Origin of the sequence: uncultured Subdoligranulum sp., from assembly GCF_963931595.1 — a bacterium.
Taxonomy (GTDB): Bacteria; Bacillota; Clostridia; order Oscillospirales; family Ruminococcaceae; genus Gemmiger.
The window spans coordinates 887,382-909,666 of sequence record NZ_OZ007030.1 but is presented as its reverse complement, the minus strand read 5'-3'; the positions used below and the strand labels follow the sequence as shown (position 1 = coordinate 909,666).

General features: G+C 61.3%; 18 protein-coding genes and 1 tRNA gene. 7 read left to right on the top strand and 12 right to left on the bottom strand.

Annotated features, from left to right (window positions below):
- Nucleotides 1-5: 5 nt before the first annotated feature.
- The 11 genes from ABGT73_RS04290 to ABGT73_RS04240 form a co-directional block, all read right to left on the bottom strand.
- Nucleotides 6-272 (bottom strand): hypothetical protein, encoded by a 267-nt coding sequence (locus ABGT73_RS04290; protein WP_346668588.1) that lies wholly within the window; start codon nucleotides 270-272, stop codon nucleotides 6-8.
- Nucleotides 273-295: 23 nt separating this feature from the next.
- On the bottom strand, nucleotides 296-1,348 hold the full coding sequence (ispG, locus tag ABGT73_RS04285; protein WP_346668587.1) for a flavodoxin-dependent (E)-4-hydroxy-3-methylbut-2-enyl-diphosphate synthase: 1,053 nt from the start codon (nucleotides 1,346-1,348) through the stop codon (nucleotides 296-298).
- 12 nt (nucleotides 1,349-1,360) lie between these two features.
- Entirely contained in the window at nucleotides 1,361-2,452 is a 1,092-nt protein-coding gene (locus ABGT73_RS04280) for a M50 family metallopeptidase (protein ID WP_346668586.1), read from the bottom strand.
- Nucleotides 2,453-2,468: 16 nt separating this feature from the next.
- Entirely contained in the window at nucleotides 2,469-3,620 is a 1,152-nt protein-coding gene (gene dxr, locus ABGT73_RS04275; protein WP_346668585.1) for a 1-deoxy-D-xylulose-5-phosphate reductoisomerase, read from the bottom strand.
- A gap of 18 nt (nucleotides 3,621-3,638) precedes the next feature.
- On the bottom strand, nucleotides 3,639-4,499 hold the full coding sequence (locus tag ABGT73_RS04270; RefSeq protein WP_346668584.1) for a phosphatidate cytidylyltransferase: 861 nt from the start codon (nucleotides 4,497-4,499) through the stop codon (nucleotides 3,639-3,641).
- A gap of 104 nt (nucleotides 4,500-4,603) precedes the next feature.
- A complete protein-coding gene (frr, locus tag ABGT73_RS04265; protein WP_346668583.1) occupies nucleotides 4,604-5,158 on the bottom strand; it encodes a ribosome recycling factor in 555 nt (184 codons plus the stop codon).
- A 53-nt stretch (nucleotides 5,159-5,211) separates the two neighbouring features.
- Nucleotides 5,212-5,919 carry a UMP kinase gene (gene pyrH, locus ABGT73_RS04260; RefSeq protein WP_346668582.1) on the bottom strand — a complete coding sequence of 236 codons (708 nt, stop codon included), beginning with the start codon at nucleotides 5,917-5,919 and terminating at the stop codon, nucleotides 5,212-5,214.
- 151 nt (nucleotides 5,920-6,070) lie between these two features.
- Nucleotides 6,071-6,874 (bottom strand): ATP-binding protein, encoded by an 804-nt coding sequence (locus ABGT73_RS04255; RefSeq protein ID WP_346668581.1) that lies wholly within the window; start codon nucleotides 6,872-6,874, stop codon nucleotides 6,071-6,073.
- 31 nt (nucleotides 6,875-6,905) lie between these two features.
- Nucleotides 6,906-7,661, bottom strand: a complete 756-nt coding sequence (locus tag ABGT73_RS04250) for a sporulation initiation factor Spo0A C-terminal domain-containing protein (RefSeq protein WP_346668580.1) — start codon at nucleotides 7,659-7,661, stop codon at nucleotides 6,906-6,908.
- 58 nt (nucleotides 7,662-7,719) lie between these two features.
- Complete coding sequence (locus ABGT73_RS04245; RefSeq protein WP_346668579.1) at nucleotides 7,720-8,001, bottom strand: hypothetical protein; 282 nt, start codon at nucleotides 7,999-8,001, stop codon at nucleotides 7,720-7,722.
- Between the two features lie 275 nt (nucleotides 8,002-8,276).
- Nucleotides 8,277-8,352: transfer RNA gene (locus tag ABGT73_RS04240), tRNA-Ala, on the bottom strand.
- Between the two features lie 192 nt (nucleotides 8,353-8,544).
- On the opposite strand from ABGT73_RS04240, the gene ABGT73_RS04235 reads away from it, so the two are divergent.
- Together ABGT73_RS04235 and ABGT73_RS04230 are read left to right on the top strand one after the other, a co-directional pair.
- Entirely contained in the window at nucleotides 8,545-10,422 is a 1,878-nt protein-coding gene (locus ABGT73_RS04235) for a GDSL-type esterase/lipase family protein (protein WP_346668578.1), read from the top strand.
- A gap of 92 nt (nucleotides 10,423-10,514) precedes the next feature.
- Nucleotides 10,515-12,290 carry an ABC transporter ATP-binding protein gene (locus ABGT73_RS04230; protein WP_346668577.1) on the top strand — a complete coding sequence of 592 codons (1,776 nt, stop codon included), beginning with the start codon at nucleotides 10,515-10,517 and terminating at the stop codon, nucleotides 12,288-12,290.
- A 39-nt stretch (nucleotides 12,291-12,329) separates the two neighbouring features.
- Here ABGT73_RS04230 and ABGT73_RS04225 read toward each other — a convergent pair whose 3' ends face one another.
- Nucleotides 12,330-13,640, bottom strand: coding sequence for an oligosaccharide flippase family protein (locus ABGT73_RS04225; RefSeq protein ID WP_346668576.1), 1,311 nt, complete (start codon nucleotides 13,638-13,640; stop codon nucleotides 12,330-12,332).
- 114 nt (nucleotides 13,641-13,754) lie between these two features.
- On the opposite strand from ABGT73_RS04225, the gene ABGT73_RS04220 reads away from it, so the two are divergent.
- The 5 genes from ABGT73_RS04220 (at nucleotide 13,755) to ABGT73_RS04200 (ending at nucleotide 22,265) form a co-directional block, all read left to right on the top strand.
- Nucleotides 13,755-14,564 (top strand): purine-nucleoside phosphorylase, encoded by an 810-nt coding sequence (locus ABGT73_RS04220; protein WP_346668575.1) that lies wholly within the window; start codon nucleotides 13,755-13,757, stop codon nucleotides 14,562-14,564.
- Nucleotides 14,565-14,664: 100 nt separating this feature from the next.
- On the top strand, nucleotides 14,665-15,495 hold the full coding sequence (locus tag ABGT73_RS04215; protein WP_346668574.1) for an Mrp/NBP35 family ATP-binding protein: 831 nt from the start codon (nucleotides 14,665-14,667) through the stop codon (nucleotides 15,493-15,495).
- Between the two features lie 96 nt (nucleotides 15,496-15,591).
- Nucleotides 15,592-16,011 carry a large conductance mechanosensitive channel protein MscL gene (gene mscL / locus ABGT73_RS04210; protein ID WP_346668573.1) on the top strand — a complete coding sequence of 140 codons (420 nt, stop codon included), beginning with the start codon at nucleotides 15,592-15,594 and terminating at the stop codon, nucleotides 16,009-16,011.
- 216 nt (nucleotides 16,012-16,227) lie between these two features.
- On the top strand, nucleotides 16,228-20,778 hold the full coding sequence (gene gltB, locus ABGT73_RS04205) for a glutamate synthase large subunit (protein ID WP_346668572.1): 4,551 nt from the start codon (nucleotides 16,228-16,230) through the stop codon (nucleotides 20,776-20,778).
- Nucleotides 20,779-20,792: 14 nt separating this feature from the next.
- Entirely contained in the window at nucleotides 20,793-22,265 is a 1,473-nt protein-coding gene (locus ABGT73_RS04200) for a glutamate synthase subunit beta (protein ID WP_346668571.1), read from the top strand.
- Nucleotides 22,266-22,285 lie beyond the last annotated feature (20 nt).

Genomic DNA, 22,285 nt, shown 5'->3' with positions numbered 1-22,285 from the left:
CGTTCTTATTTCCGGCGGCCGTTTTGCCGTTTTTTCGCAGTACGCCGCCTGTAGACGCCGGTTTTGAAGCCTGCGATGAAAACGACCAGAAACAGGATAGCCGCAACCAGACTGCCCACCGCCTTGATGGGGTGGTCGGCGGTATAGTAAAGATAACTCACAAAGCCGAGGAACAGGACCAGCGCGCCGTTCCCTATGGCCAGGATGGGCGGCCAGATCTCCTGCAGGAGATCCAGGACCATTGTACCGATAATTTCAATCAGCGTCTCCATGGCCGTTTCCTTTCCGGCTCGTTTTACAGCTTGTGGATCTCCTCCAGGAACTGACCGACGATATCGCCCTTCAGCATGCGGATTTTCTCTCCGCGGATGAAGAGCAGCGCTTCGTCCTTGCCGCCGGCAATGCCGATATCGGCGTCCGATGCCTCGCCGGGGCCATTGACCACGCAGCCCATGATGGCGATCTTCAGCGGCTTTTTGAAGCCCTCATCCCGCAGGCGCTGTTCCACCTCGTTGGCGATCTCGATCATGGGATACTGGGTACGACCGCAGGTGGGGCAGCTGATGATTTCAGGACCGGCCACGGCATAGCCCACCGCCCGCAGGATATCGTAGCCTGCGTATACCTCGTTTTCGGGGTCCTCGGTCAGCGAAACACGCAGCGTATCGCCGATGCCTTCCAGCAGAAGGCCGCCGATGCCCATGCCGGATTTGATAAGTCCCATCCGATTGCCGCCCGCTTCGGTGACGCCCACATGGAGCGGGTAGTCGGTCTGCGCCGACAGCATCCGATAGGCGGCCATCATGCGCGGCACATTGCTGGACTTGATGGAGATGACAATGTTGTCAAAGTCATGTTTTTCCAGCAGGCGCACATGATACAGCGCGCTTTCCACCATGGCCTCCGGTACCGGGGCACCGTACTTGGCCAGGATATGCTTTTCCAGGCTGCCGCCGTTGACACCGATGCGGATGGGTACGTTTTTAGCGTTGCAGGCGTCGGCCACCGCCTTGACGCGGTCATCGTCACCGATGTTGCCCGGGTTGATGCGGATCTTGTCGGCTCCTGCATCCAGCGCAGCCAGCGCGGCGCGGTAATCGAAATGAATATCCGCCACCACGGGGATGTCCACCGCCTCCTTGATGGCGGAAACCACCGCCGCATCCGCCGGCGTGGGCACCGTCACCCGCACGATCTGGCAGCCTGCCGCCGCCACCCGCTTGGCCTGGGCCACATTGCCCGCAATATCTTTTACCGGCACGTTGAGCATGGTCTGCACGGCGATGGGATGGGTACCGCCGATGGTCACGTTTCCGATCTTGACTTCTCGTTTCAGTTGGCGCGTCATAGCTGCTCCTCCTTACAAAATTCTGGTTATATCCTGCATGGTCACCAGCAGCATCAGCCACAGCAGCAGGACCATACCGGCGGTGTTGACCGCAATCTGAAAACGCTGCGGCACCGCATGGCCTGTCAGACCCTCAAACAACAAAAACAACAGTTTGCAGCCGTCCAGTGCGGGGATCGGCAGCAGATTGAATATGCCCACATTGATGGTCAGCAGTGCCATCAGGGAGAGCACATCCCGCCAGCCGTACTGCACGGCCTGGCTCACCGCCGACACCGTACCGATGGGGCCGGACAGCTGATCCACCCCCACCCGGCCAGTGGCAAGTTCCCAGAAGCCGCCCAGGATGGCGGTACTGTAATACCGGAAGAATTCCCCGGTCTGCACCAGGACGTTGCGCAGCGTCTTGGGAACTGCCGCCACCCGGAAATCCACCCCGCTGACAATGTTGCCGTCCGCGTCGGTGGTGGGAGCCACCGTCACGCCGTCCAGCGTCACGATCTCCCCGTCGCGGAGTACCGTCATGGTGTGGGATTTTTCTGTACCGTCAAACATCTGCGCCAGCGAGTTGGCCGTGCGCGTCCGTTTGCCGTCCACTTTCACGATGGTATCCCCCATCTGCAGCCCCGTCTGGCTGCTGGAAGCACCGTCCACGAACTGGGCAATCGTGGTGCCGCCCAGATTGGCCATGCTGAACACCAGCACCAGCAGCACAACAAGCCCCAGCAGAAAATTCATCACGGCGCCCCACAGCGTTACAAAAAAGCGCTGCCAGGCCCCGGCCTGTTCAAATTCCAGGCCGCGCACCGTCACCGGGAACAGGCTCTTTTTCCGCTCCGGCGGACGCACCGGGGGAATTTCCTCCCCCTCCCCGTCCGGGTCGGGCGGCGTGGAAAACAGATTGTAACCGCCCAGCGGGATCAGCCGCAAAGTGTACCGGGTTCCGCCGCGGTTCCAGCAAAACAGTTTCGGTCCGAATCCGATGGAGAATTCCTCCACCCGAATGCCGCAATGCCGGGCCGCCCAGAAATGGCCCAGCTCATGCACCAAAATGACAACCCCGAACACGAGCAGGGATACCAGCCCGGTCAGCAATGCAGTCATAGGCACCTCTCAAATCTCAAATATGGGCTTCCACATAAGCGCGGGCCATGCGGTCGCATGCATGGACATCCTCCAGCGTGTAGTCGCCGCCGAAGCTGTCGCTGTCCACCACGCCTTCCACCAGGCGGCCGATGTCCAGGAAGCCGATCTCGTCCCGCAGGAAATGGGCCACCGCTGCTTCGTTGGCGCCGTTGGCCGCGCAGGGGGCAAGCCCGCCCTTGCGGATGGCCTTCTTGCAGGCAGCCAGACAGCGGAAGGTTTCTTCGTCCGCCGTGGCAATGCTCAGTTTGGTCAGCGCCGTGAAGTCCAGCTCCGGCACCGGGCTGGGCAGACGTTCCGGCCAGGTCAGCGCATACTGAATGGGGATGCGCATATCCGGCACGCCCAGCTGGGCAATGATGGAATGGTCGGCGAACTGCACCGCCGAATGGATGATGCTCTCCCGCTGGACAACGATCTGGATCTTATCCTCCGGCAGACCGAACAGCCATGCCGCCTCGATGAGTTCCAGGCCCTTGTTCATCAGGGTGGCCGAGTCGATGGTAATCTTGGCACCCATGTTCCAGTTGGGATGGCGCAGGGCATCCTCCTTGGTCTTGCCGCGGAGTTCCTCCGTCGTCATGCCGAAGAAGGGTCCGCCCGACGCCGTGAGCAGGATTTTCTCCAGCGTTTTGGCGCTGTGGGCGTCCTGCAGGCACTGGAAAATGGCGCTGTGCTCACTGTCCACCGGCAGCAGGTGCACACCGTTCCGCTTTACTGCGTCGGTCACCAGATGGCCGCCGGTGACCAGGCTTTCCTTGTTGGCCAGCGCCAGGTCGTGGCTGCTCTCGATGGCTGCCAGCGAGGCATCCAGGCCCGCAATGCCGACCACTGCGTTGAGCACCACATCGGGACCGTCCATGGCAGCCAGCTCCCGCAGGCCCTCCGCGCCTGACAGCAGCTTCGGTGCGTCCGGCTGGCCGGCCAGTTCAGTCTCCAGTTTGCCGCAGGCCTCAGGGTCCACCACCGCCACATAGCGCGGATGGAATTCCCTGATCTGCTCCAGCAGTTTATCCACGCTGGAGCGCGCCGCCAGACCGAACACCGAATAACCGTGCATCCGGCATACATCCAGACTCTGGGTACCGATGGAACCGGTGGAACCCAGCAGTGTGATGGTTTTACTCATAATTGTCCGTCCTTTGTTTTACAGAACATAAAAGAAATACCGCACAACGATCGCCACGAACGGCGCGATGAACATCACGCTGTCGAAGCGGTCCAGAATACCGCCGTGGCCCGGGAAGATCGTACCGTAATCCTTGAGCCCTACCTGGCGCTTCACCGCCGAGGCAAAGAGATCGCCCAGAATGCCCAGCACCGAGGCGATGGCCCCCATGAAAAGCAGCACCACATAATGCTTGGGGCGCATCTGGATGCTGATCACGTTGTACCCGGCGGACAGCAGCGTGTAAGCCGCCGTCAGCAGCATACCGGCAAGGACGCTGCCTGCCACGCCGCCGATGGCGCCTTCCACCGTCTTGTTGGGACTGACCACCGGCGCCAGCTTGTGCTTGCCGAAGGCACGCCCCGCGAAGTAGGCGGCGGTATCACCGCCCCAGGCAAAGCAGAGGATCAGCAGAATGAAATAGATGGCGTCATAGCGATAATTTTCAAAAGGCAACATCCGTTTGAGGTGAATGAGGGAATAGAAGCAGAAGATGATGACCCCGGAAAAATAGACATAGCCCGTCAGCTTGCCGAAATCCAGCGCATGTACCTGGGCAATCTGGCAGATATTGAAAAACAGCACCACCAGAAAGCTGACCGGCAACACCAGTATGCGGGCGGCAGGGGTAGTCGTAAGCATGATCAGCAGTGTATACGGCACCGCCACGGCATACAGATACCATTGCTTCTTGCCGAATCCCATGGCAGAAAAGACTTCATGGATGGCGATCAGGCAGACGGCCGTGAGCACCAGATCAAACAGGATGGTGTTGAAAAACGCCAGCACGACGGCCAGAAAAACCAGGCCGACAGCGGCGGTAATGACGCGGGTCTTCATACGGTGGTTCCCTTTCACGGATGGAATAATACAGTACTCATAACAGCCTATGCGGGCGTGCCCATCGGCATGCCCGCACAGACGATGAGGAAGTGCCAATACAATCAGACTTCCATGATTTCCTTATTCTTGGCAGCACAAGTCTCGTCGATCAGCTTGACGTACTTGTCGGTCAGTTTCTGGGTCTCTTCCTCCAGCTTTTTCTGGTCATCCTCGGTCAGTTCGCCGGCCTTCTTCATGGCCTTGAACTTGTCCATGGCATCACGGCGCACGTTGCGCACCGCCACCTTGGCTTCCTCGCCCTGCTTCTGGACATCCTTGGTCAGCTGCTTGCGGCGTTCCTCGGTGGGTGCCGGGAAGATCAGCCGGATCACCTGGCCGTCATCGATGGGGTTGATGCCGATATCGCTGGTCTGGATGGCCTTGGAAATGGGCTTGAGCATCTGGCGGTCCCAGGGGGTGATGGTCAGAATACGCGCTTCCGCCACCGCCACCGCGGCGATCTGGTTGATGGGCGTGGGGCTGCCGTAGTAATCCACCGTGACACGGTCGAGAACGGCCGGGTTGGCACGGCCAGCGCGGATCGCCGCCAGCTCCCGGGCCAGATGGTCCACGCTGGCATTCATCTTTTCTTCAAACGGTTTCGTCGTGCTGCTCATGGCAATTTCTCCTTCGTTTTGCATTAGTATAGGCACAATTCTATGATTTTTTCTTACTCCTTGACGATGGTGCCCACCGCTTGGCCCTCCACGGCCTTGGCGATGTTGTCGGGCTGGCCCAGATCAAAGACCAGGATGGGCAGGCCGTTGTCACGGCACAGCGTGGCCGCCGTGGAATCCATCACGGCCAGCCGCTCATCCAGCACCCGGGTGAAGGTCAGCGTATCGTAGCGCACCGCGTCGGGATACTTGTGGGGGTCCTTGTCATACACGCCGTCCACCATCGTCGCCTTGAACATGGCGTCGGCGCCGATCTCCAGCGCACGCAGCGCCGAAGCGGTATCGGTGGAGAAGATCGGGTTGCCGGTACCGCCGCCGAAGACGACGATCTTGCCGCTTTCCAGCGCCGCGATGGCCTTGTCACTGGTGAAGACTTCCGCCACCTGGGGCATGAAGGAACTGGTCATGACCACCGCCGGCACGCCCTGCTGGCGCAGCGCGTCCTTGACGGCCAGCGCGTTCATCACAGTGGCCAGCATACCGATCTTGTCGGCATCCATACGGTCCATCTTGCCGCTGGAACGGCCGCGCCAGAAGTTGCCGCCGCCTACCACAATACCGATCTGCGCACCCAGTTCGTACGCTTTCTTGATGCCGGCGCAGATGGAAGCGATGGTTGCCTCGTCAAAGCCGGTGCCCTTCGGGCCGGAGAGTGCCTCCCCGCTGACTTTCAGCAGGATGCGGTTGTATTGAATCCCCATAATGATTACACCACCTGTTGTTTAGTCCGGTCTTGTGCCGGATGGGCACAGTAAACCATTGTTATTTGTATAGTATTTTACAATAGATTGCAGGCAAAGTAAAGCGCCGCAGAAAAAAAAGGCACTGCCCCACAGGCAGTGCCCCCAAACCTTATTCTTTTCGCGGCAGAACGGGATGCAGTTCCTGCCAGAGCGCGCGGCGGCGCCGGTCCCGCTGGATGGCACCCGGCCCGGTGGATTCCAGCACCATGCCGCCCAGATCCACCGCACAGGGAGGCAGGACAAACCGCAGGCAGGTTCCCTTTCCGTGTTCCACGGTCAGGTCCCATCCCATCGCCGCCGCATACGCACGGATCAGCGGCAGGCCCAGCCCGCCCTGTTCCAGCAGACGCTCGCTCCAGGTACCGCCCTCCAGCAGTGCCACCGCATCTTCGGGCAGTCCCGGGCCGTCATCCCGGTAGCAGAACTGCCCCGGTGTGCAGGAGAAGGTGATCCGGGCCGGTGTGCCCGCCGCCAGGGAGTTGGAAACCAGGTTGGCCAGCAGCCCGTTGAGCAGGGTGTCGTCCCCCATCGTCAGCAGAACCGGAAGGTCCGTCGGGGCTTCCACCGTGACCGAACCGTCCACCGTCTCCTGCAGCAGGATCTCATTGAACAGCCCGGCCATCTCCCGCAGCTGTCCCAGCAGCTCCATGGGGCGCGGCGCGCAGACCCGCTGCAGCACCGGCGCAACGGCCGCATCCGCAGCATGCTCTCCCAGCCGCTGCAGCTGCACCAGCTGCTCTGTGATCTGCCGCAGCAGCGGGCGGAGGGTCTCATACTCGTCCGGCGTCACGCAGTGGGCCATCTGATCGTCCAGCACTTCCAGCGCATTTTCCAAGAGATGGAAAGACTGCCGGAACCGTCCGCGCAAACCGCCGCGCAGTGCCATCGCCAGCTCCTGTTCCTTCTTCTGCATGCCGCCTCTCCCCTTTCCGGCCCCGCCGGCTCTATACAATCTCCTGTTTGAGCAGTTCCAGCAATCCCTTCAGCAGCTTGCCGTTGGGCAGGACAGCTTCCTCCGGCAGTCCGCACCGCAGGCACAGCTGCCGGTACAGCGGCGTCCCCTGCTGCCACATCTTGCGGGAAAGCCGCATGACGGCCGCCGCCACACTGGCCTCCTGGGTGTCGTAGTCCTGGGCCACCATCTGATAGAGCGCTGCGGCCGGATAGGGCCGCTCCGCCGTAAAAGCATACAGGACCATCTGCTCCAGATAATCGCAACCGCTCATGGCTGGGTCCGCCCGCATCTGCTGCAGGCAGCGCCTGCAAAAGCCGCGGGCACGGTACAGCCGATACCGGTCGGCCCCCGCCCCCAGCAGATAAACCTGGTCAAACAGCTCCTTGAGCCGGTAGGGTTTCAAAAGAATCTGGCAGTCGCCGAAGATCTGCATGGCCCGGCGTGCCGCCGTCTGTTCCGGCACCGGGACCGTGAGCAATATGGTGGGTTCGGGATCCAGATGCAGACCGTGGATTTCCTCCATCAGGGTAAGGATCCCCATATCGGTGAGCAGCACATCCAGCACCAGGACCTGGGGTGTCAAACCGCAGCGAAGATGCTGCAGCAGTTCCTGTCCACCGGACAGTACCGCCGCCGCACGGACTTCAGGGTGAGTCCGCGCGTACAGACGGATACAGTCCCGCTCCATGCGGGCTTCCGTCACGAAAACCGCCACCACCGTTTTCTTTTGTGTCAGCGCCTGCATTGCAGATGTTCCTCTTTCCGGAGCATGGATGCTCCTTTCCAACGTCCCCTGCATGGCGTTACACCGCCGTGCCGCACAGATCCCGCAGCACTTCCGGGAGCTGTTCGGGGGCCACGGCATTTTCGTAGATGTAGCACAGCACGCGGCTGGCGAAGGCTTCATCCAATCCGCACAAGCTGCAGGAAATATCCTCTGCGGATGTTTTGCGCCTGGCGTGAAAACACAGTGCATGACCGGCGCGCTGCAATGCATACGTCACTTGCTCCGCCTTCTGCAGACCCTCCAGTTCCGAAAAGTCCCGCCGGTAAACGGCCAGATATTTCTTTCCAGCTTGCTCCATGAATCTTTCATCCTCTCCACAATACAAAACCAAAATCCCAGGAGACCTGCCCCAGTACAGACCTCCTTTATTAAGGTACTATAGGGCAAACCCGGAGAGGATTCAATCCACACAAAACCTACGTTTTCCTACGCGGACCGCAAGAAAAGTGTGATTTGTCTCAGTATAGCACAAAAAGCGCAAAATGGGAACGGTTTATGGAAAATTCGACAGTCCTGGCAGCAGGAACCGACAACAGAAAAAGCCGCACTGTATAAAACAGTGCGGCTTTTTGTTGGTGGACCTGGAGGGATTCGAACCCTTGACCTCTCGGATGCGAACCGAACGCTCTCCCAACTGAGCTACAGGCCCAAATTTTTCCGACTTGAATAGTCTACCGCATTCCCGTGGAATTGTCAAGGGGGATGACCAAAAAAACAGCCATTTTGCCCGGGAGTGGCAAAAAGATGGCGCCGGGCATTCATTTTTCATTCAAATAGTTTGCGCATACCGCACAAATGGTGTATGATGAAAACAAAATTGTTTTGTGAGGAGTGTTTCCGGATGAAATTGCCGTCCATTGCCCCCTGGGATCACTGGAACCGCAAACTGCTTCTGACTGCCGCCGGCTGCGCCGTTGCCATCGTTGTGTTTTGCTGCCTTCTGATCGTCGCATTGAGCGGCAGAACGGACAATGATGTCCTGAATGCCGCCACGGCCGAGACGGCGGAAACCGCCGAGACGGCATCACCGGAAAACGCCGCCCTCACCCGCGCTTCCGATCTGGCGGTGGAGACCGCCGCTGCCGGCACTGTCCTGGGAAAAACCGAGGATGCCGGGCGCACCTACGTCGATGAAACCCTGTTCATCGGCGACTCCAACACCGCCCGTTACATGATGTATGCCGATGAAACCGGGCAGGCGTTCACCTCCCTGAACAACAACATCGGCGTTGTCAGCATGGGGGCGGGCGCCATCACCACCCTCAAGTGCGAGAAATTCAAGGGTTCTTCTGCCATGTACACCGTGCCGGATGCTGTGGCCATGCTCAAGCCCAAGCGCATCATCATCTGCTACGGCACCAACAATCTGGGCGGTTCGTCCACCGATGCTACCAGCTTCATTTCCACCTACTTACAGGGTCTGCAGGCGATCCAGACCGCCTGGCCCTACTGTGACATCATCGTCAGCGCCATTCCGCCGCTGGACAAGCAGCGGGAAAACACCAACCTCACCATGACCCAGGTGGATGCCTACAACGCGGCCCTGGTCACCATGTGCGAAGAAAACGGCTTCAAGTTCCTGAACAGCGCCGAGGTCCTGCGGGACAGCACCACCGGCTGGGCCAAAACCGACTACACCCTTTCGGACGGCGTGCATCTGTCCAAGGCGGCGGTCACTGCCTATTTCGACTATGTGCGCACCCACGCCTATGTGACGGAGGACCGCCGTCCCCAGCCGCTGGGCACCATCCCCACCCCCGACGGTGTGCCCGCCAATCTGATCACCCAGGATCCCATCGCCGTGCGGGGCGCCAAAGTGCCGCTGGAATTCGTGGCCACCAACGGCGGCTCCCTGTCCGGGTCCACCAGCCAGCTGGTCAAGAAGGGCGGCACCGCCAGCGCCGTGACCGCCGTGCCCAAGGAGGGGTTTGTCTTTGCCGGATGGACATCCAGCACCGGGGGCAGCTACAGCAGCGCCACCATTCAGTATACCATGCCTGCGGACGCCAACGCCGGCGGCGTGGTGCTGACCGCCCATTTCCAGGCGGACGCCCATGAACACCAGTTTGTGGAGATCAGCGACAGCGTGGTGGCGGCCACCTGCCTGAATGCCGGCAGCGCCAAATACAAGTGCAGCATCTGCGGCGAGATCATCGAGAAAGACATTCCCGCCCTCGGCCATGACTGGAACGGCGGCAGCCAGCAGGGCGACCAGATCGTCTACACCTGCCGCCGCTGTGGCCAGACCAAAAGTGAAACCATCGCCCACACGCATAACTATAATATCGTAGTGAACGATATCCCTGCCACCTGCACCGACGCCGAGGTCATTGTCATGCAGTGTTCCTGCGGCGCGCAGACCACCACTTATGGCAATGGTGCCCTGGGGCATCAGCCTGTCACCCATGGAGACGGCAGTGTGGTCTGTTCCCGCTGCGGCACATTGCTGCAGGCTGCGCCCACACCAGCACCGACACCTGTTCCTCCCACACCGGCTCCGGAGCCTTCCACGCCAGATCCCACGCCGGAGGCACCAGATCCAGTAACGCCAGCCCCCACGCCGGGAATCCAGACCCCAACTCCGGCGCCGCCCGCCGAGTCAGGGCCGGCACCGGAACAAACTCCGCCAACCGAGCCCGTTCCCCCGGCCAGCACCGAGTCACAACCGGCGGAACAGGCTGTGGAAGAAACTGCGCCTGAAACGGTCGTGGAGGGCTAAGGGCCATACCCCATAACGGCAACACCATTTTCAGGGACCGCTCCCCCGCGTGGGCGGTCTTTCTATGTAACATAAAAAGTGAGGCTTTTTTCATGGATTCTACCCGTCAAAAGCAGGGCGGCAGCGGCGTACTGCTGCGCCGTTTTCTGCCCTATCTGATGAAATACAAAGGCATTCTGCTGTTTGACCTGTTCTGCGCGGCCCTGACCACTCTGTGTGATATCGTGCTGCCCAAGATCATGGGCGTGCTGACCAACGCCGCCTCCGGCCAGGGTGCGGCCTTGACCGTACAGGCTGTTCTGAAACTGGCCCTGCTGTATTTTGTGCTGCGGCTCATTGACGGCGCCGCCAGTTATTTCATGTCCGGCACCGGGCATATCATGGGCGTTCATATCGAAACCGATATGCGCCGCGACGCTTTTGACCACCTGCTGCGGCTGGACCACACCTATTACAACAACACCAAGGTGGGGCAGATCATGGGGCGCATCACCAACGATCTGTTCGACGTTACCGAATTTGCCCACCACTGCCCCGAGGAGTTCTTCATCGCCTTCATCAAGATCGTTGCCTCTTTCCTCATCCTCTGCCAGGCCAGCATTCCCCTGACGCTGGTGGTGTTTGCCTGCGTTCCGCTGATGGGCGTGGTATCGGTCTATTTGAACCTGAAACTGCGGGCCCGGTTCCGGCAGCAGCGCTTCCAGATCGGGGAACTCAACGCCACCATCGAGGACAGCCTGCTGGGGCAGCGGGTGGTCAAGGCCTTTGCCGCCGAGGCCCAGGAGCGGGAAAAGTTTGCCGAGGGCAACCGAACCTTTGAGAACATCAAGACCCTTACCTACCACGCCATGGCCGCCTTCAACACTTCCACACGTCTGTTCGACGGCCTGATGTATCTGGTCGTCATTCTGGCTGGCGGCCTGGCGCTGGTATACGGGGCCATCAGCGCCGGCGATCTGGTGGCCTATGTGCTCTACGTTTCCACCCTGATTGCCACCATCCGGCGCATCGTGGAATTTGCCGAGCAGTTCCAGCGGGGCATGACCGGCATCGAGCGCTTCCTGGAAATCATGGACACCCCCGTAGCCATCGCCGATGCCCCCGACGCCCGGCCGCTGACCGTGCGGGAGGGCGGCATCGAATTCCGGGATGTGAGCTTTGAGTACCCCGACGACCACAACCAGGTACTGCGCCACGTGAATCTGCGCATCCGGCCCGGGGAAAGCCTGGCCCTGGTGGGGCCTTCCGGCGGCGGCAAAACCACCCTATGCAACCTGATCCCGCGGTTCTACGATGTCACCGGCGGTGAGATCCTCATCGACGGGCAGGACATCCGCCATGTCACGCTGCACAGTCTGCGGGACGCCATCGGCGTTGTGCAGCAGGATGTCTATCTGTTCAGCGGCACCGTGGCGGAGAACATTGCCTATGGCAAGCCCGGCGCCACCCGTGCAGAAATCGAACAGGCCGCCCGTCTGGCCGGTGCCGACGGCTTTGTGCGGGCGCTGAAAGACGGGTATGACACCTACGTGGGCGAACGGGGCGTCAAACTCAGCGGCGGTCAGAAGCAGCGCATCGCCATTGCGCGGGTCTTCCTGAAGAACCCGCCCATCCTGCTGCTGGATGAGGCCACCAGTGCCCTGGACAACGAGAGTGAAATCCTGGTGGGCCAAAGTCTGGACAAACTGGCCAAGGGCCGCACCACGCTGACCATCGCCCACCGCCTGACCACCATCCAGAACGCCGACCGCATCCTGGTCCTGGGCAAAGACGGCATCGAGGAGGAAGGCAGCCACGCCGAACTGCTGGCCAGGAAGGGCATCTACTACCGCCTGTGGAATGGCCTTGTCAGCGGCCAGACCCTATAAATAAAGCAAAACGCTCCGCGCGGCAGGCGGAGCGTTTTTCTATGCAGCGGCTGCAACCTGCAGCATCCGTCGTGTGTTGAGGGCAAAGGTCAGCAGGTTGGAGGCAATCATGATGCCCAGAAAGGCCAGGATACCGTACCGGGGCAGCAGGATCGCAATGGCGGCAATGCGGAACAGGGAATCCACCATTGAGTAACGGAAGGTGGCCATCTGCTCCCCCAGCCCCTTCAGCACGCCGTCCACCATGCTCTCCAGATACATAAAGGGCGCCACAAATCCCAGCACCTGCACATACCGTCCCACTTCCGCATCCCGGTATACCAGCTGCGCCAGCTGCGGACCAAACAGCACAAATCCCACCCCCGCCGCCAGTGAGATGGTGCCCGTCAGTTTCAGCACCATGCCGATCATCCGCCGGGTTCCCCGCCCGTCGCCCCGGGTGTGGGCACGGGTGATCTCCGGCATCATCAGCCCGGACAGCGCCGACAGCACCGAAAAGGGGAAAAACAGAAGCGGCAGTGCCATCCCCTTGAAATTTCCGTACTGGGTCATGGCCACCGCACGATCCCCGGTATAGATGGCCAGCGTCAGCGGGATCAGGCTGCTCTCCACCGCCTGCAGTCCGCTGCTCAGCAGCCGGCTTCCCGTCACCGGCAGAATGATGTCATACAGTTCCCGCCGGGTGTAGGGGTGCAGGGGTTCCCCGCTGCGGCGGGCAAAGTCCCGCGTCCTGACTGCAAAGACCACCATCAGGCAGCAGGACACTCCCTCCGAGACCGTGTTGCCCAGCACCACCGCCGCGCATCCGTACCCGGCGCCCCACCGGGCCATCACCCGCAGCCCTGCCACCGCCACTGCCATGCGGACCAGCTGTTCGATAAGCTGCGCCACCACATTGGGCGTCACCCGCCGGGCCGCCAGAAAGCAGCCGCGCAGCGCACCTGCCACCGCCATGAACGGCAGGCTGGGCGCCAGCACCCGCAGGGCCGTTTCGGCCCGGGCATCATGCAGGAGCAGCCGCGCCGCCGGCCCCGCCAGTGCCGCCTGGGCCACCATGGCCATTGTCCCCAGGGCCAGAGCCGTTGTGCACAGGCCGCGCAGCGTGGCGGCGATGCCCTGCCCCCGCGCCAGGCTCTGGGCTGCCAGCCGGGTGGCAGCCACCGGAACGCCGGCGGTGGCCAGCGCCACAAACACCATGTACAGGGCCAGGATCAGCTGATACAGTCCCATGCCTTCCCCGCCCAGGTAGGCCGAGAGGATCACCCGGAATCCCATGCCCAGCATACGGAGCACCAGGCCGGAGGCGGTGAGCAGCATTGCATTTTTCAGGTAGATGCGGCGTCTTGTCATGGCAGACCTCCTCCCCTTCCCCTGCATGCCTATGCGCCCGCATGGCGGAGTATGCCTTGCGCATGAGGTGCGGCCGGTGGTACAATGAACGCAACAACACACAGGAGGTTTTCCATGAAAGAAGTCGATACCGCTGCCGCCTATCTGCGCGAGCATCTGCCCTTTGCCCCCGACCTGGCGCTGGTGCTGGGTTCCGGTCTGGGCGGTCTGGCCGATGAGATCGAGGACGCCGTGGTCATTCCCTACCGGGATGTGCCGGGCTTTCCCCTCTCCACCGCCCCCGGCCATGCCGGCCGCTTTGTGGCCGGACATCTGGGCGGCAAGAACGTGCTCTGCATGCAGGGCCGCTTCCACTACTATGAGGGCCACGAGATGCAGACCATAGCCCTGCCCGTGCGGGTCTTCAAGGCGCTGGGCTGCCGCGCGCTTATTCTGACCAACGCCGCCGGCGGCGTGAACTGGGATTTCAACGTGGGAGACTTCATGCTCATCACCGATCACATCAATTTCATGGGTGCCAACCCGCTGCGGGGCGCCAACGATGACAGCATCGGCCCCCGGTTCTGTGACATGACCCACGTCTACGCCCCCGACCTGCAGGAGCTGGCCCTGAAAGTGGCCGCCGCCCAGAATCTGGTTCTGCAGAAGGGTGTCTATCTGGGTTACATGGGCCCCAGCTTTGAAACGCCCGCCGAAATCCGCGCCTTCCGCACGCTGGGTGCCGACGCCGTGGGCATGAGCACCGTTCCCGAGGCCATCGCCGCCAGTCACTGCGGGCTGCCCGTGCTGGGGTTAAGCCTCATCACCAACATGGCTGCCGGCATGGCGGGCAAGCGGCTGTCCGGCGACGAGGTCATTGAAATTGCCAACCAGCGCGGCGCTGTCTTCCAGCAGCTGGTGCGGGGCATCGTGGAGGCCATGTAGCTCTGCCGCAGCCTTGCATTGGCAATACATTTTTGGTATACTATAGGTTGCCTGAGCGCATTTTTCCTGAGCGCATTTTTTTGGTAAGGAGCAAAACATCATGAGTGAAGAATGTACCCACGATTGCAGCACCTGCAATGCGAATTGTGATCATCGCGCCCCCCAGCATGAACCGCCGCACCCGAAAAGCCACATCCGTAAGGTCATCGGCGTTGTGTCCGGCAAGGGCGGCGTCGGCAAGAGCATGACCAGTGCCATGCTGGCCGTGGCCATGCGCCGTCTGGGCTACAAGGCCGGTATCCTGGATGCCGACATCACCGGTCCTTCCATCCCCCGCCTGTTCGGCGTGAAGGGTCCGGCCACCGGCGACGGCGAATCCATCAACCCGGTGAGCAGCCGCACCGGCATCGAAATCATGAGCATCAACCTGCTGCTGGAAGACCCGGAGGCCCCGGTGGTCTGGCGCGGCCCCGTCATTGCCGGTGCCGTCAAGCAGTTCTGGCAGGAAGTGGTATGGGATGTGGATTTCCTGTTCGTGGACATGCCTCCGGGAACCGGTGACGTGCCGCTGACGGTCTTCCAGACCCTGCCGGTGGACGGCATCATCATCGTGTCCAGCCCCCAGGAACTGGTGGGTATGATTGTGGGCAAGGCTGTGCAGATGGCCAAGATGATGAATGTGCCCATTCTGGGTCTTGTGGAAAACATGAGCTACGCGGTCTGCCCCGACTGCGGCAAGCACATCAACGTTTTCGGCGACAGCCATGTGGATGAGATCGCCGGCAAGTATCAGCTGCCGGTGCTGGCCAAGATGCCCATCGATCCCGAGCTGTCCAAGGAAGCGGACGCCGGCATGGTGGAAATGTACGCCGGCGACTTCCTGAACGGCGCCGCCGATGCGGTGGCCAAGCTGCTGAAACCCCAGGGCTGATCGGTTGTAGTTTGTTTCCGGCGTGCGGAGGATCCCACGCCGGATTTTTCGTTATTTTCCGCCGGGGCAAGGCCCCTCTGAGAAAGGACTGTACTTATGAAAAAGTTTCTGCAGGAATTCAAAGATTTTGCCCTGAAGGGCAACGTCATGGACATGGCCGTCGGTGTCATCATCGGCGCCTCCTTCCAGGGAATCGTCACCTCCCTGACCAACGACATCCTCAACCCGCTGCTGGGCATCGCCTTCTCCACCGACTTCAGCAACGTGGTCATTCCGCTGTTCGGCGACGGTCAGCTGATGGTGGGCTCCTTTATCTCGGCCATCATCAATTTCATCATCATGGCCTTCGTGCTGTTCTGCATCGTCAAGATCATGAACCGCCTGGTCGCGTTGGGCCATGCAAAGACCCCCAAGGCCCCCGCCGCGCCGAAAGGGCCCACCCAGGAAGAGCTTCTGGCGGACATTCTGAAGGAACTGCGCGTCCAGAACGAGCGGGAAGAGGCAACCGCAAAATAAAAGAAAGTAATTCGTACCCGGATTCACATTTATTTGCTTTTTCGCGTTAATTTCTTTACAATCTTTTGTTTTCCCCTTGTAAAAGGGCAAAGGCTATGGTATAGTTACAGCTAAGAACAAGGACGTTCCTCCGTGGGGTCAGTGTACCCTTGGGGAGCGTCCTTTTTTAGTACCGCTTTCACCGGCGGCAATCTTGGGAAGGAGCGAAAACGAAGCATGGAAAACTTTACCGAACGCAAAGCCCCTGCCGGCCTGTACGACCCGCGCTTTGAGCACGATAACTGCGGCATTGGCGCTGTGGTCGATATCAAAGGCCGCAAAACCCATAAAACCATTGAGGACGCACTGCAGATCGTCGAGCATCTGGAGCACCGCGCCGGCAAGGACGCCGAGGGCAAAACCGGCGACGGCGTGGGTATTCTGACCCAGATCAGCGACAAGTTCTTCCAGAAAGCGGCCGCCCAGCTGGGCATCGAGCTGGGCAAGGAACGGGAATATGGCATTGGCATGTTCTTTTTCCCGCAGGATGAACTGAGCCGCAACCAGGCCAAAAAACTGTTCGAGATCGTCTGCAAGAAGGAGGGGCTCCCCTTCCTGGGCTGGCGTGAGGTTCCCATCTGCCCCGAAGTGCTGGGCCACAAGGCCCGGGACTGCATGCCCAGCATCTGGCAGGGCTTCGTGGGCAAACCGGCCCGTCTGGAGACCGGCATTGCCTTTGACCGCCGTCTGTATGTGGCGCGCCGTGTCTTCGAGCAGTCCAGCCCCGACACCTACGTCTGCAGCCTGTCCAGCCGGACCATCGTTTATAAAGGTATGTTCCTGGTGAAGGAACTGCGCCTGTTCTACCCCGACCTGCAGGACGCCGATTACGAATCCGCCATCGGCATGGTGCACAGCCGGTTCTCCACCAACACGGCCCCCAGCTGGAACCGCGCTCACCCCAACCGCCTGATCCTCCACAACGGCGAGATCAACACCATCCGCGGCAACGTGGATACCATGCTGGCCCGCGAGGAGACCATCGGCTCCAACTACCTGAAGGACGACATGACCAAGGTGCTGCCCATCGTCAACCAGGGCGGCTCCGACTCCGCCATGCTGGACAACACCCTGGAATTCATGGTGATGAACGGCATGGATCTGCCCCTGGCCGTGATGGTGACCATCCCCGAGCCCTGGAGCAACAACCAGGCCATGGACTCCAAAAAGCGTGACTTCTACCAGTACTACGCCACCATGCTGGAGCCCTGGGACGGCCCCGCCAGCATCCTGTTCAGCGACGGCGACGTGATGGGCGCCGTGCTGGACCGCAACGGTCTGCGCCCCAGCCGCTATTACATCACCAAGGACGGCCGCCTGATCCTCTCCAGCGAGGTGGGCGTGCTGGATATTCCCGCCGACGAGATCGTCCGCAAGGATCGTCTGCGCCCCGGCAAGATGCTGCTGGTGGATACCCAGAAGGGCGAACTGGTGGACGACGAAAAGCTGAAGGACGACTACGCCAGCCGCCAGCCCTACGGCGAATGGCTGGACCGCAACCTGGTCAATCTGTCCTCCCTCAAGGTGCCCAACAAGCGCGCACCCATCTACGACAAGGAGCAGCTGGTCCAGCTGCAGAAGGCGTTCGGCTACCGGTACGAGGATGTGTCCACCATCATCCTTCCCATGGCGAAAAACGGCGGCGAGCCCGCCGGTGCCATGGGCAGCGATACTCCGCTGGCCGTGCTCAGCCACACCCGCCCGCTGCTGTTCGAGTACTTCAAGCAGATGTTCGCCCAGGTCACCAACCCGCCCATCGACGCCCTGCGTGAGAAGGTCGTCACCTCCACCACCGTCTATGTGGGCGCCCAGGGCAACCTGCTGGAAGAAGACGCCGACAACTGCAAGGTGCTCAAGATCGACAATCCCATCCTGACCGAGACCGATCTGCTCAAGATCAAGTCCATGAACGTGCCCGGCTTCAAGGTGGAGACGCTGTCCATCTGCTACTACAAGAATACCGATCTGGAGAAGGCCATCGACCGTCTGTTCGTGGATGTGGACCGTGCCTACCGTGACGGTGCCAACATCCTGATCCTCTCCGACCGCGAGATCGACGAATACCATGTGGCCATCCCCAGCCTGCTGGCCGTGGGTGCCGTGAGCAAGTATCTGGTCCGCACCCGCAAGCGCACCGCCATGGCGCTGATCCTGGAGAGCGGCGAGCCCCGTCTGGTGCACGACTTTGCCACCCTGCTGGGCTACGGCGCCAGCGCCATCAACCCCTACCTGGCACAGCAGACCATCGGCAACCTCATCGACGAGGGCCTGCTGGACAAGGACTACTACGCCGCCGTGCAGGACTACAACAAAGCCGTGCTGGCCGGCATCGTGAAGATCGCCTCCAAGATGGGCATTTCCACCATCCAGTCCTACGCCGGCAGCCAGATCTTCGAAGCCCTGGGCCTGAGCAAGGAAGTGGTGGACAAATACTTCACCAACACCACCTCCCGCGTGGGCGGTATCACCATCCACGACATCCAGAATGATCTGGAGGCCCGCCATCAGGAGGCTTTCGATCCCCTGGGTCTGGATATCAACCGCGAATTGCCCAGCCTGGGCGCCCACAAGTTCCGCAGCGGTCCCGCTGCCGAGCAGCATCTGTACAATCCCCAGACCATCCATCTGCTGCAGCAGGCCTGCTGGAACGGCAACTACGATACCTTCAAGCAGTACACCAAGGCCGTCGCCAACGAGGGCGGCGACGCCATGCATCTGCGCAGCCTGCTGGAGTTCAACTACCCCGAGCAAGGCGTGCCCCTGGACGAGGTGGAGAGCGTGGACTCCATCGTCAAGCGTTTCAAGACCGCGGCCATGAGCTACGGTGCTCTTTCCGAGGAAGCCCATGAATGCATGGCCATTGCCATGAACCGTCTGGGCGGCAAATCCAACACCGGCGAGGGCGGCGAGGCCGAGGACCGCTACGGCACCGAACGCAACTCCGCCATCAAGCAGGTGGCGTCCGCCCGCTTCGGCGTGACCAGCAAGTACCTGGTCTCCGCCAGCGAGATCCAGATCAAGATGGCCCAGGGCGCCAAGCCCGGCGAGGGTGGCCAGCTGCCCGGCGGCAAGGTTTACCCCTGGGTTGCCAAGACCCGTAACTCCACCACCGGTGTGGGCCTGATCTCGCCCCCGCCCCACCATGATGTCTACTCCATCGAGGACCTGGCCCAGCTGATCTACGACCTGAAGTGCGCCAACCGCAAGGCAGCCATCAACGTCAAGCTGGTCAGCGAGGCCGGTGTCGGCACCATCGCCGCCGGCGTGGCCAAGGCCGGTGCCGAGGTCATCCTCATTTCCGGCTTCGACGGCGGCACGGGCGCTGCCCCCCGCAACTCCATCCACAACGCCGGTCTGCCCTGGGAACTGGGTATCGCCGAGGCCCACCAGTGCCTGATCATGAACGGTCTGCGCAGCCGCGTTCGCATCGAGGCGGACAGCAAGCTGATGAGCGGCCGCGACGTGGCCATCGCTGCCCTGCTGGGCGCCGAGGAATTCGGCTTCGGCACCGGTCCCCTGGTGGCCATGGGCTGTGTGATGATGCGTGTCTGCAACCTGGATACCTGCCCCATGGGCATCTGCACCCAGAACCCTGAACTGCGCAAGCACTTCAAGGGCAAGCCGGAATACGTCATGAACTTCATGCGTTTCATGGCCCAGGAACTGCGGGAATACATGGCCAAGCTGGGCGTGCGTACCGTGGACGAACTGGTGGGCCGCACCGACCTGCTGAAGGTCAAGGAAGCTCCCGCCGGTTCCCGTGCCAGCGAACTGGATCTGAGCGCCCTGCTCAGCAACCCGCTGGTGCCCGATTCCAACATCCACTTCGATCCCAAGGATGTCTACAACTTCGGCCTGGAGAAGACCCCCGACATGCGGGTCCTCATGAAGAAGTTCAAGAAGTCCTTCGACATGGCGGAGCCCAAGCCCATGACCGTCACCCTGGATGTAGGCAACACTGACCGTGCCTTCGGCACCATCTTCGGCAGCGAGATCACTGCCAAGTTCGGCAACACCCTGCCGGATGATACCTTCCATGTGCTCTGCCATGGCTACGGCGGCCAGAGCTTCGGCGCCTTCCTGCCCAAGGGCCTGACGCTGGAACTGGTGGGCGACTCCAACGACTATATGGGCAAGGGCCTGAGCGGCGGCAAGCTGATCGTCTACCCGCCCAAGGAGGCCGCCTTTGACCGCAGCGAGAACATCGTCATCGGCAACGTGGCGCTGTACGGCGCCACCGGCGGCAAAGCCTTCATCAATGGCGTGGCCGGCGAGCGCTTCTGCGTGCGTAACTCCGGCGCCACCGCCGTGGTGGAAGGTGTGGGCGACCACGGCTGCGAGTATATGACCGGCGGCACCGTGGTGGTGCTGGGCAAGACCGGCAAGAACTTTGCGGCCGGCATGAGCGGCGGTATCGCCTACGTGCTGGATGAGGACTGGGATTTCTACAAGCGGGTCAACAAGGACATGGTCAGCCTGGAGCCGGTGGAGCACAAGTACGATGTTTCGCTGCTGAAGGACCTGATCCGTGAGCATGTGGAACTGACCGGTTCGCCCCGCGGCAAGGAGATTCTTGACAACTTCGGGGAGTATCTGCCCAAGTTCAAGAAGGTCCTGCCCCACGACTACGACAAGATGCTGCGCCTGATCGCCCAGATGGAAGAGAAGGGCGAGGACAGCGAGCAGGCCCAGATCGAAGCATTCTACGCGATGAAGAACGCCAAGTAAGGAGGCAGACTGCAATGGGTAAACCGACAGGATTTATGGAGATTAAGCGGCAGAACAGCCTGGAACTGCCGCCTGAAGAGCGGATTCAGAATTTCAAGGAGTTCCATCTGCCCCTGCTGGCAGAAGAACAGCAGGCACAGGGTGCGCGCTGCATGGATTGCGGCGTCCCCTTCTGTCAGAGCGGCATGCTGCTGGGCGGCATGTACAGCGGCTGCCCGCTGAACAACCTGATTCCCGAGTGGAATGACCTGATCTATCAGGGCAAGTGGGATCTGGCGGTACATCGCCTGATTGCCACCAACCGTTACCCCGAATTCACCAGCCGGGTCTGCCCCGCCCTGTGCGAGGCGGCCTGCACCTGCGGCATGACCACCGGCGACCCCGTCACCGTCAAGGAGAACGAGCGCGCCATCGTGGAATACGGCTACGAGAATGGTGCCATCCATGCGGTACCGCCCCCGGCCCGCACCGGCAAGAAGGTTGCCGTGGTGGGTGCCGGCCCCGCAGGCCTTTCGGTGGCCGACCTGCTGAACAAGCGCGGCCATAAGGTGACCATCTACGAGCGGGAGGACCGCGTGGGCGGCCTGCTGATGTACGGCATTCCCAACATGAAGCTGGAGAAATGGGTCATCGACCGCCGCGTGAAGATCCTGCAGGACGAGGGCATTGAATTCGTCATGAACGCCAACGTAGGCGAAAACGTCAGTGCCGAGGAGCTGAAGTCCCAGTACGACGCTGTGGTGCTCTGCTGCGGCGCCAAGCAGGCCCGCGACATCAACGCCCCGGGCCGGGATGCCAACGGCATCTACTTTGCGGTGGATTACCTCACCAGCGTGACCCGCAGCCTGCTGGATTCCAACTTTGCGGACGGCAAGGCCATCACCGCTGAAGGCAAGCGCGTGCTGGTCATCGGCGGCGGCGATACCGGCAACGACTGCGTGGGCACCGCCATCCGTCAGGGCTGCGAGAGCGTCCTGCAGCTGGAAATGATGCCCTGCCCGCCCACCGAGCGCGCCCCCGGCAACGACTGGCCGGAGTGGCCCCGTGTGCTGAAGACCGACTACGGCCAGCAGGAAGCCATCGCCAAGTTCGGCAGCGATCCCCGCGTTTACCAGACCACCGTCAAGGAGTTCTATAAGAACGAAGCCGGCCAGGTCTGCGGTGCGCTGCTGGAAAAGCTGGAGAGCCAGGTTGTGGATGGCCGCCGCCAGATGGTGCCCACCGGCGAGGAGTTCACCGTGGACTGCGATCTGGTGCTGATTGCCGCCGGCTTTGTGGGCTGCGAATCCTACACCGCCGAGGCCTTCGGCGTGGACCTGACGGCCCGCGGTGTAGTGGCCGATGACCACTACGCCACCAACGTGCCGGGCGTCTTTGCCTGCGGTGACATGCGCCGCGGCCAGAGCCTGGTCGTCTGGGCCCTGCGGGAAGGCCGCGACACGGCCGCCGTGGTGGATAAGAGCCTGATGGGCTATACCAACCTGTAAAAACACCGATAGAAAAATCC

Bases quoted from the DNA above. Each gene is read 5' to 3' on its own strand.
- ABGT73_RS04290 (WP_346668588.1), bottom strand. From the start codon at position 272: ATGGAGACGCTGATTGAAATTATCGGTACAATGGTCCTGGATCTCCTG.
- ispG (WP_346668587.1), bottom strand. From the start codon at position 1,348: ATGACGCGCCAACTGAAACGAGAAGTCAAGATCGGAAACGTGACCATC.
- ABGT73_RS04280 (WP_346668586.1), bottom strand. From the start codon at position 2,452: ATGACTGCATTGCTGACCGGGCTGGTATCCCTGCTCGTGTTCGGGGTT.
- dxr (WP_346668585.1), bottom strand. From the start codon at position 3,620: ATGAGTAAAACCATCACACTGCTGGGTTCCACCGGTTCCATCGGTACC.
- ABGT73_RS04270 (WP_346668584.1), bottom strand. From the start codon at position 4,499: ATGAAGACCCGCGTCATTACCGCCGCTGTCGGCCTGGTTTTTCTGGCC.
- frr (WP_346668583.1), bottom strand. From the start codon at position 5,158: ATGAGCAGCACGACGAAACCGTTTGAAGAAAAGATGAATGCCAGCGTG.
- pyrH (WP_346668582.1), bottom strand. From the start codon at position 5,919: ATGGGGATTCAATACAACCGCATCCTGCTGAAAGTCAGCGGGGAGGCA.
- ABGT73_RS04255 (WP_346668581.1), bottom strand. From the start codon at position 6,874: ATGCAGAAGAAGGAACAGGAGCTGGCGATGGCACTGCGCGGCGGTTTG.
- ABGT73_RS04250 (WP_346668580.1), bottom strand. From the start codon at position 7,661: ATGCAGGCGCTGACACAAAAGAAAACGGTGGTGGCGGTTTTCGTGACG.
- ABGT73_RS04245 (WP_346668579.1), bottom strand. From the start codon at position 8,001: ATGGAGCAAGCTGGAAAGAAATATCTGGCCGTTTACCGGCGGGACTTT.
- ABGT73_RS04235 (WP_346668578.1), top strand. From the start codon at position 8,545: ATGAAATTGCCGTCCATTGCCCCCTGGGATCACTGGAACCGCAAACTG.
- ABGT73_RS04230 (WP_346668577.1), top strand. From the start codon at position 10,515: ATGGATTCTACCCGTCAAAAGCAGGGCGGCAGCGGCGTACTGCTGCGC.
- ABGT73_RS04225 (WP_346668576.1), bottom strand. From the start codon at position 13,640: ATGACAAGACGCCGCATCTACCTGAAAAATGCAATGCTGCTCACCGCC.
- ABGT73_RS04220 (WP_346668575.1), top strand. From the start codon at position 13,755: ATGAAAGAAGTCGATACCGCTGCCGCCTATCTGCGCGAGCATCTGCCC.
- ABGT73_RS04215 (WP_346668574.1), top strand. From the start codon at position 14,665: ATGAGTGAAGAATGTACCCACGATTGCAGCACCTGCAATGCGAATTGT.
- mscL (WP_346668573.1), top strand. From the start codon at position 15,592: ATGAAAAAGTTTCTGCAGGAATTCAAAGATTTTGCCCTGAAGGGCAAC.
- gltB (WP_346668572.1), top strand. From the start codon at position 16,228: ATGGAAAACTTTACCGAACGCAAAGCCCCTGCCGGCCTGTACGACCCG.
- ABGT73_RS04200 (WP_346668571.1), top strand. From the start codon at position 20,793: ATGGGTAAACCGACAGGATTTATGGAGATTAAGCGGCAGAACAGCCTG.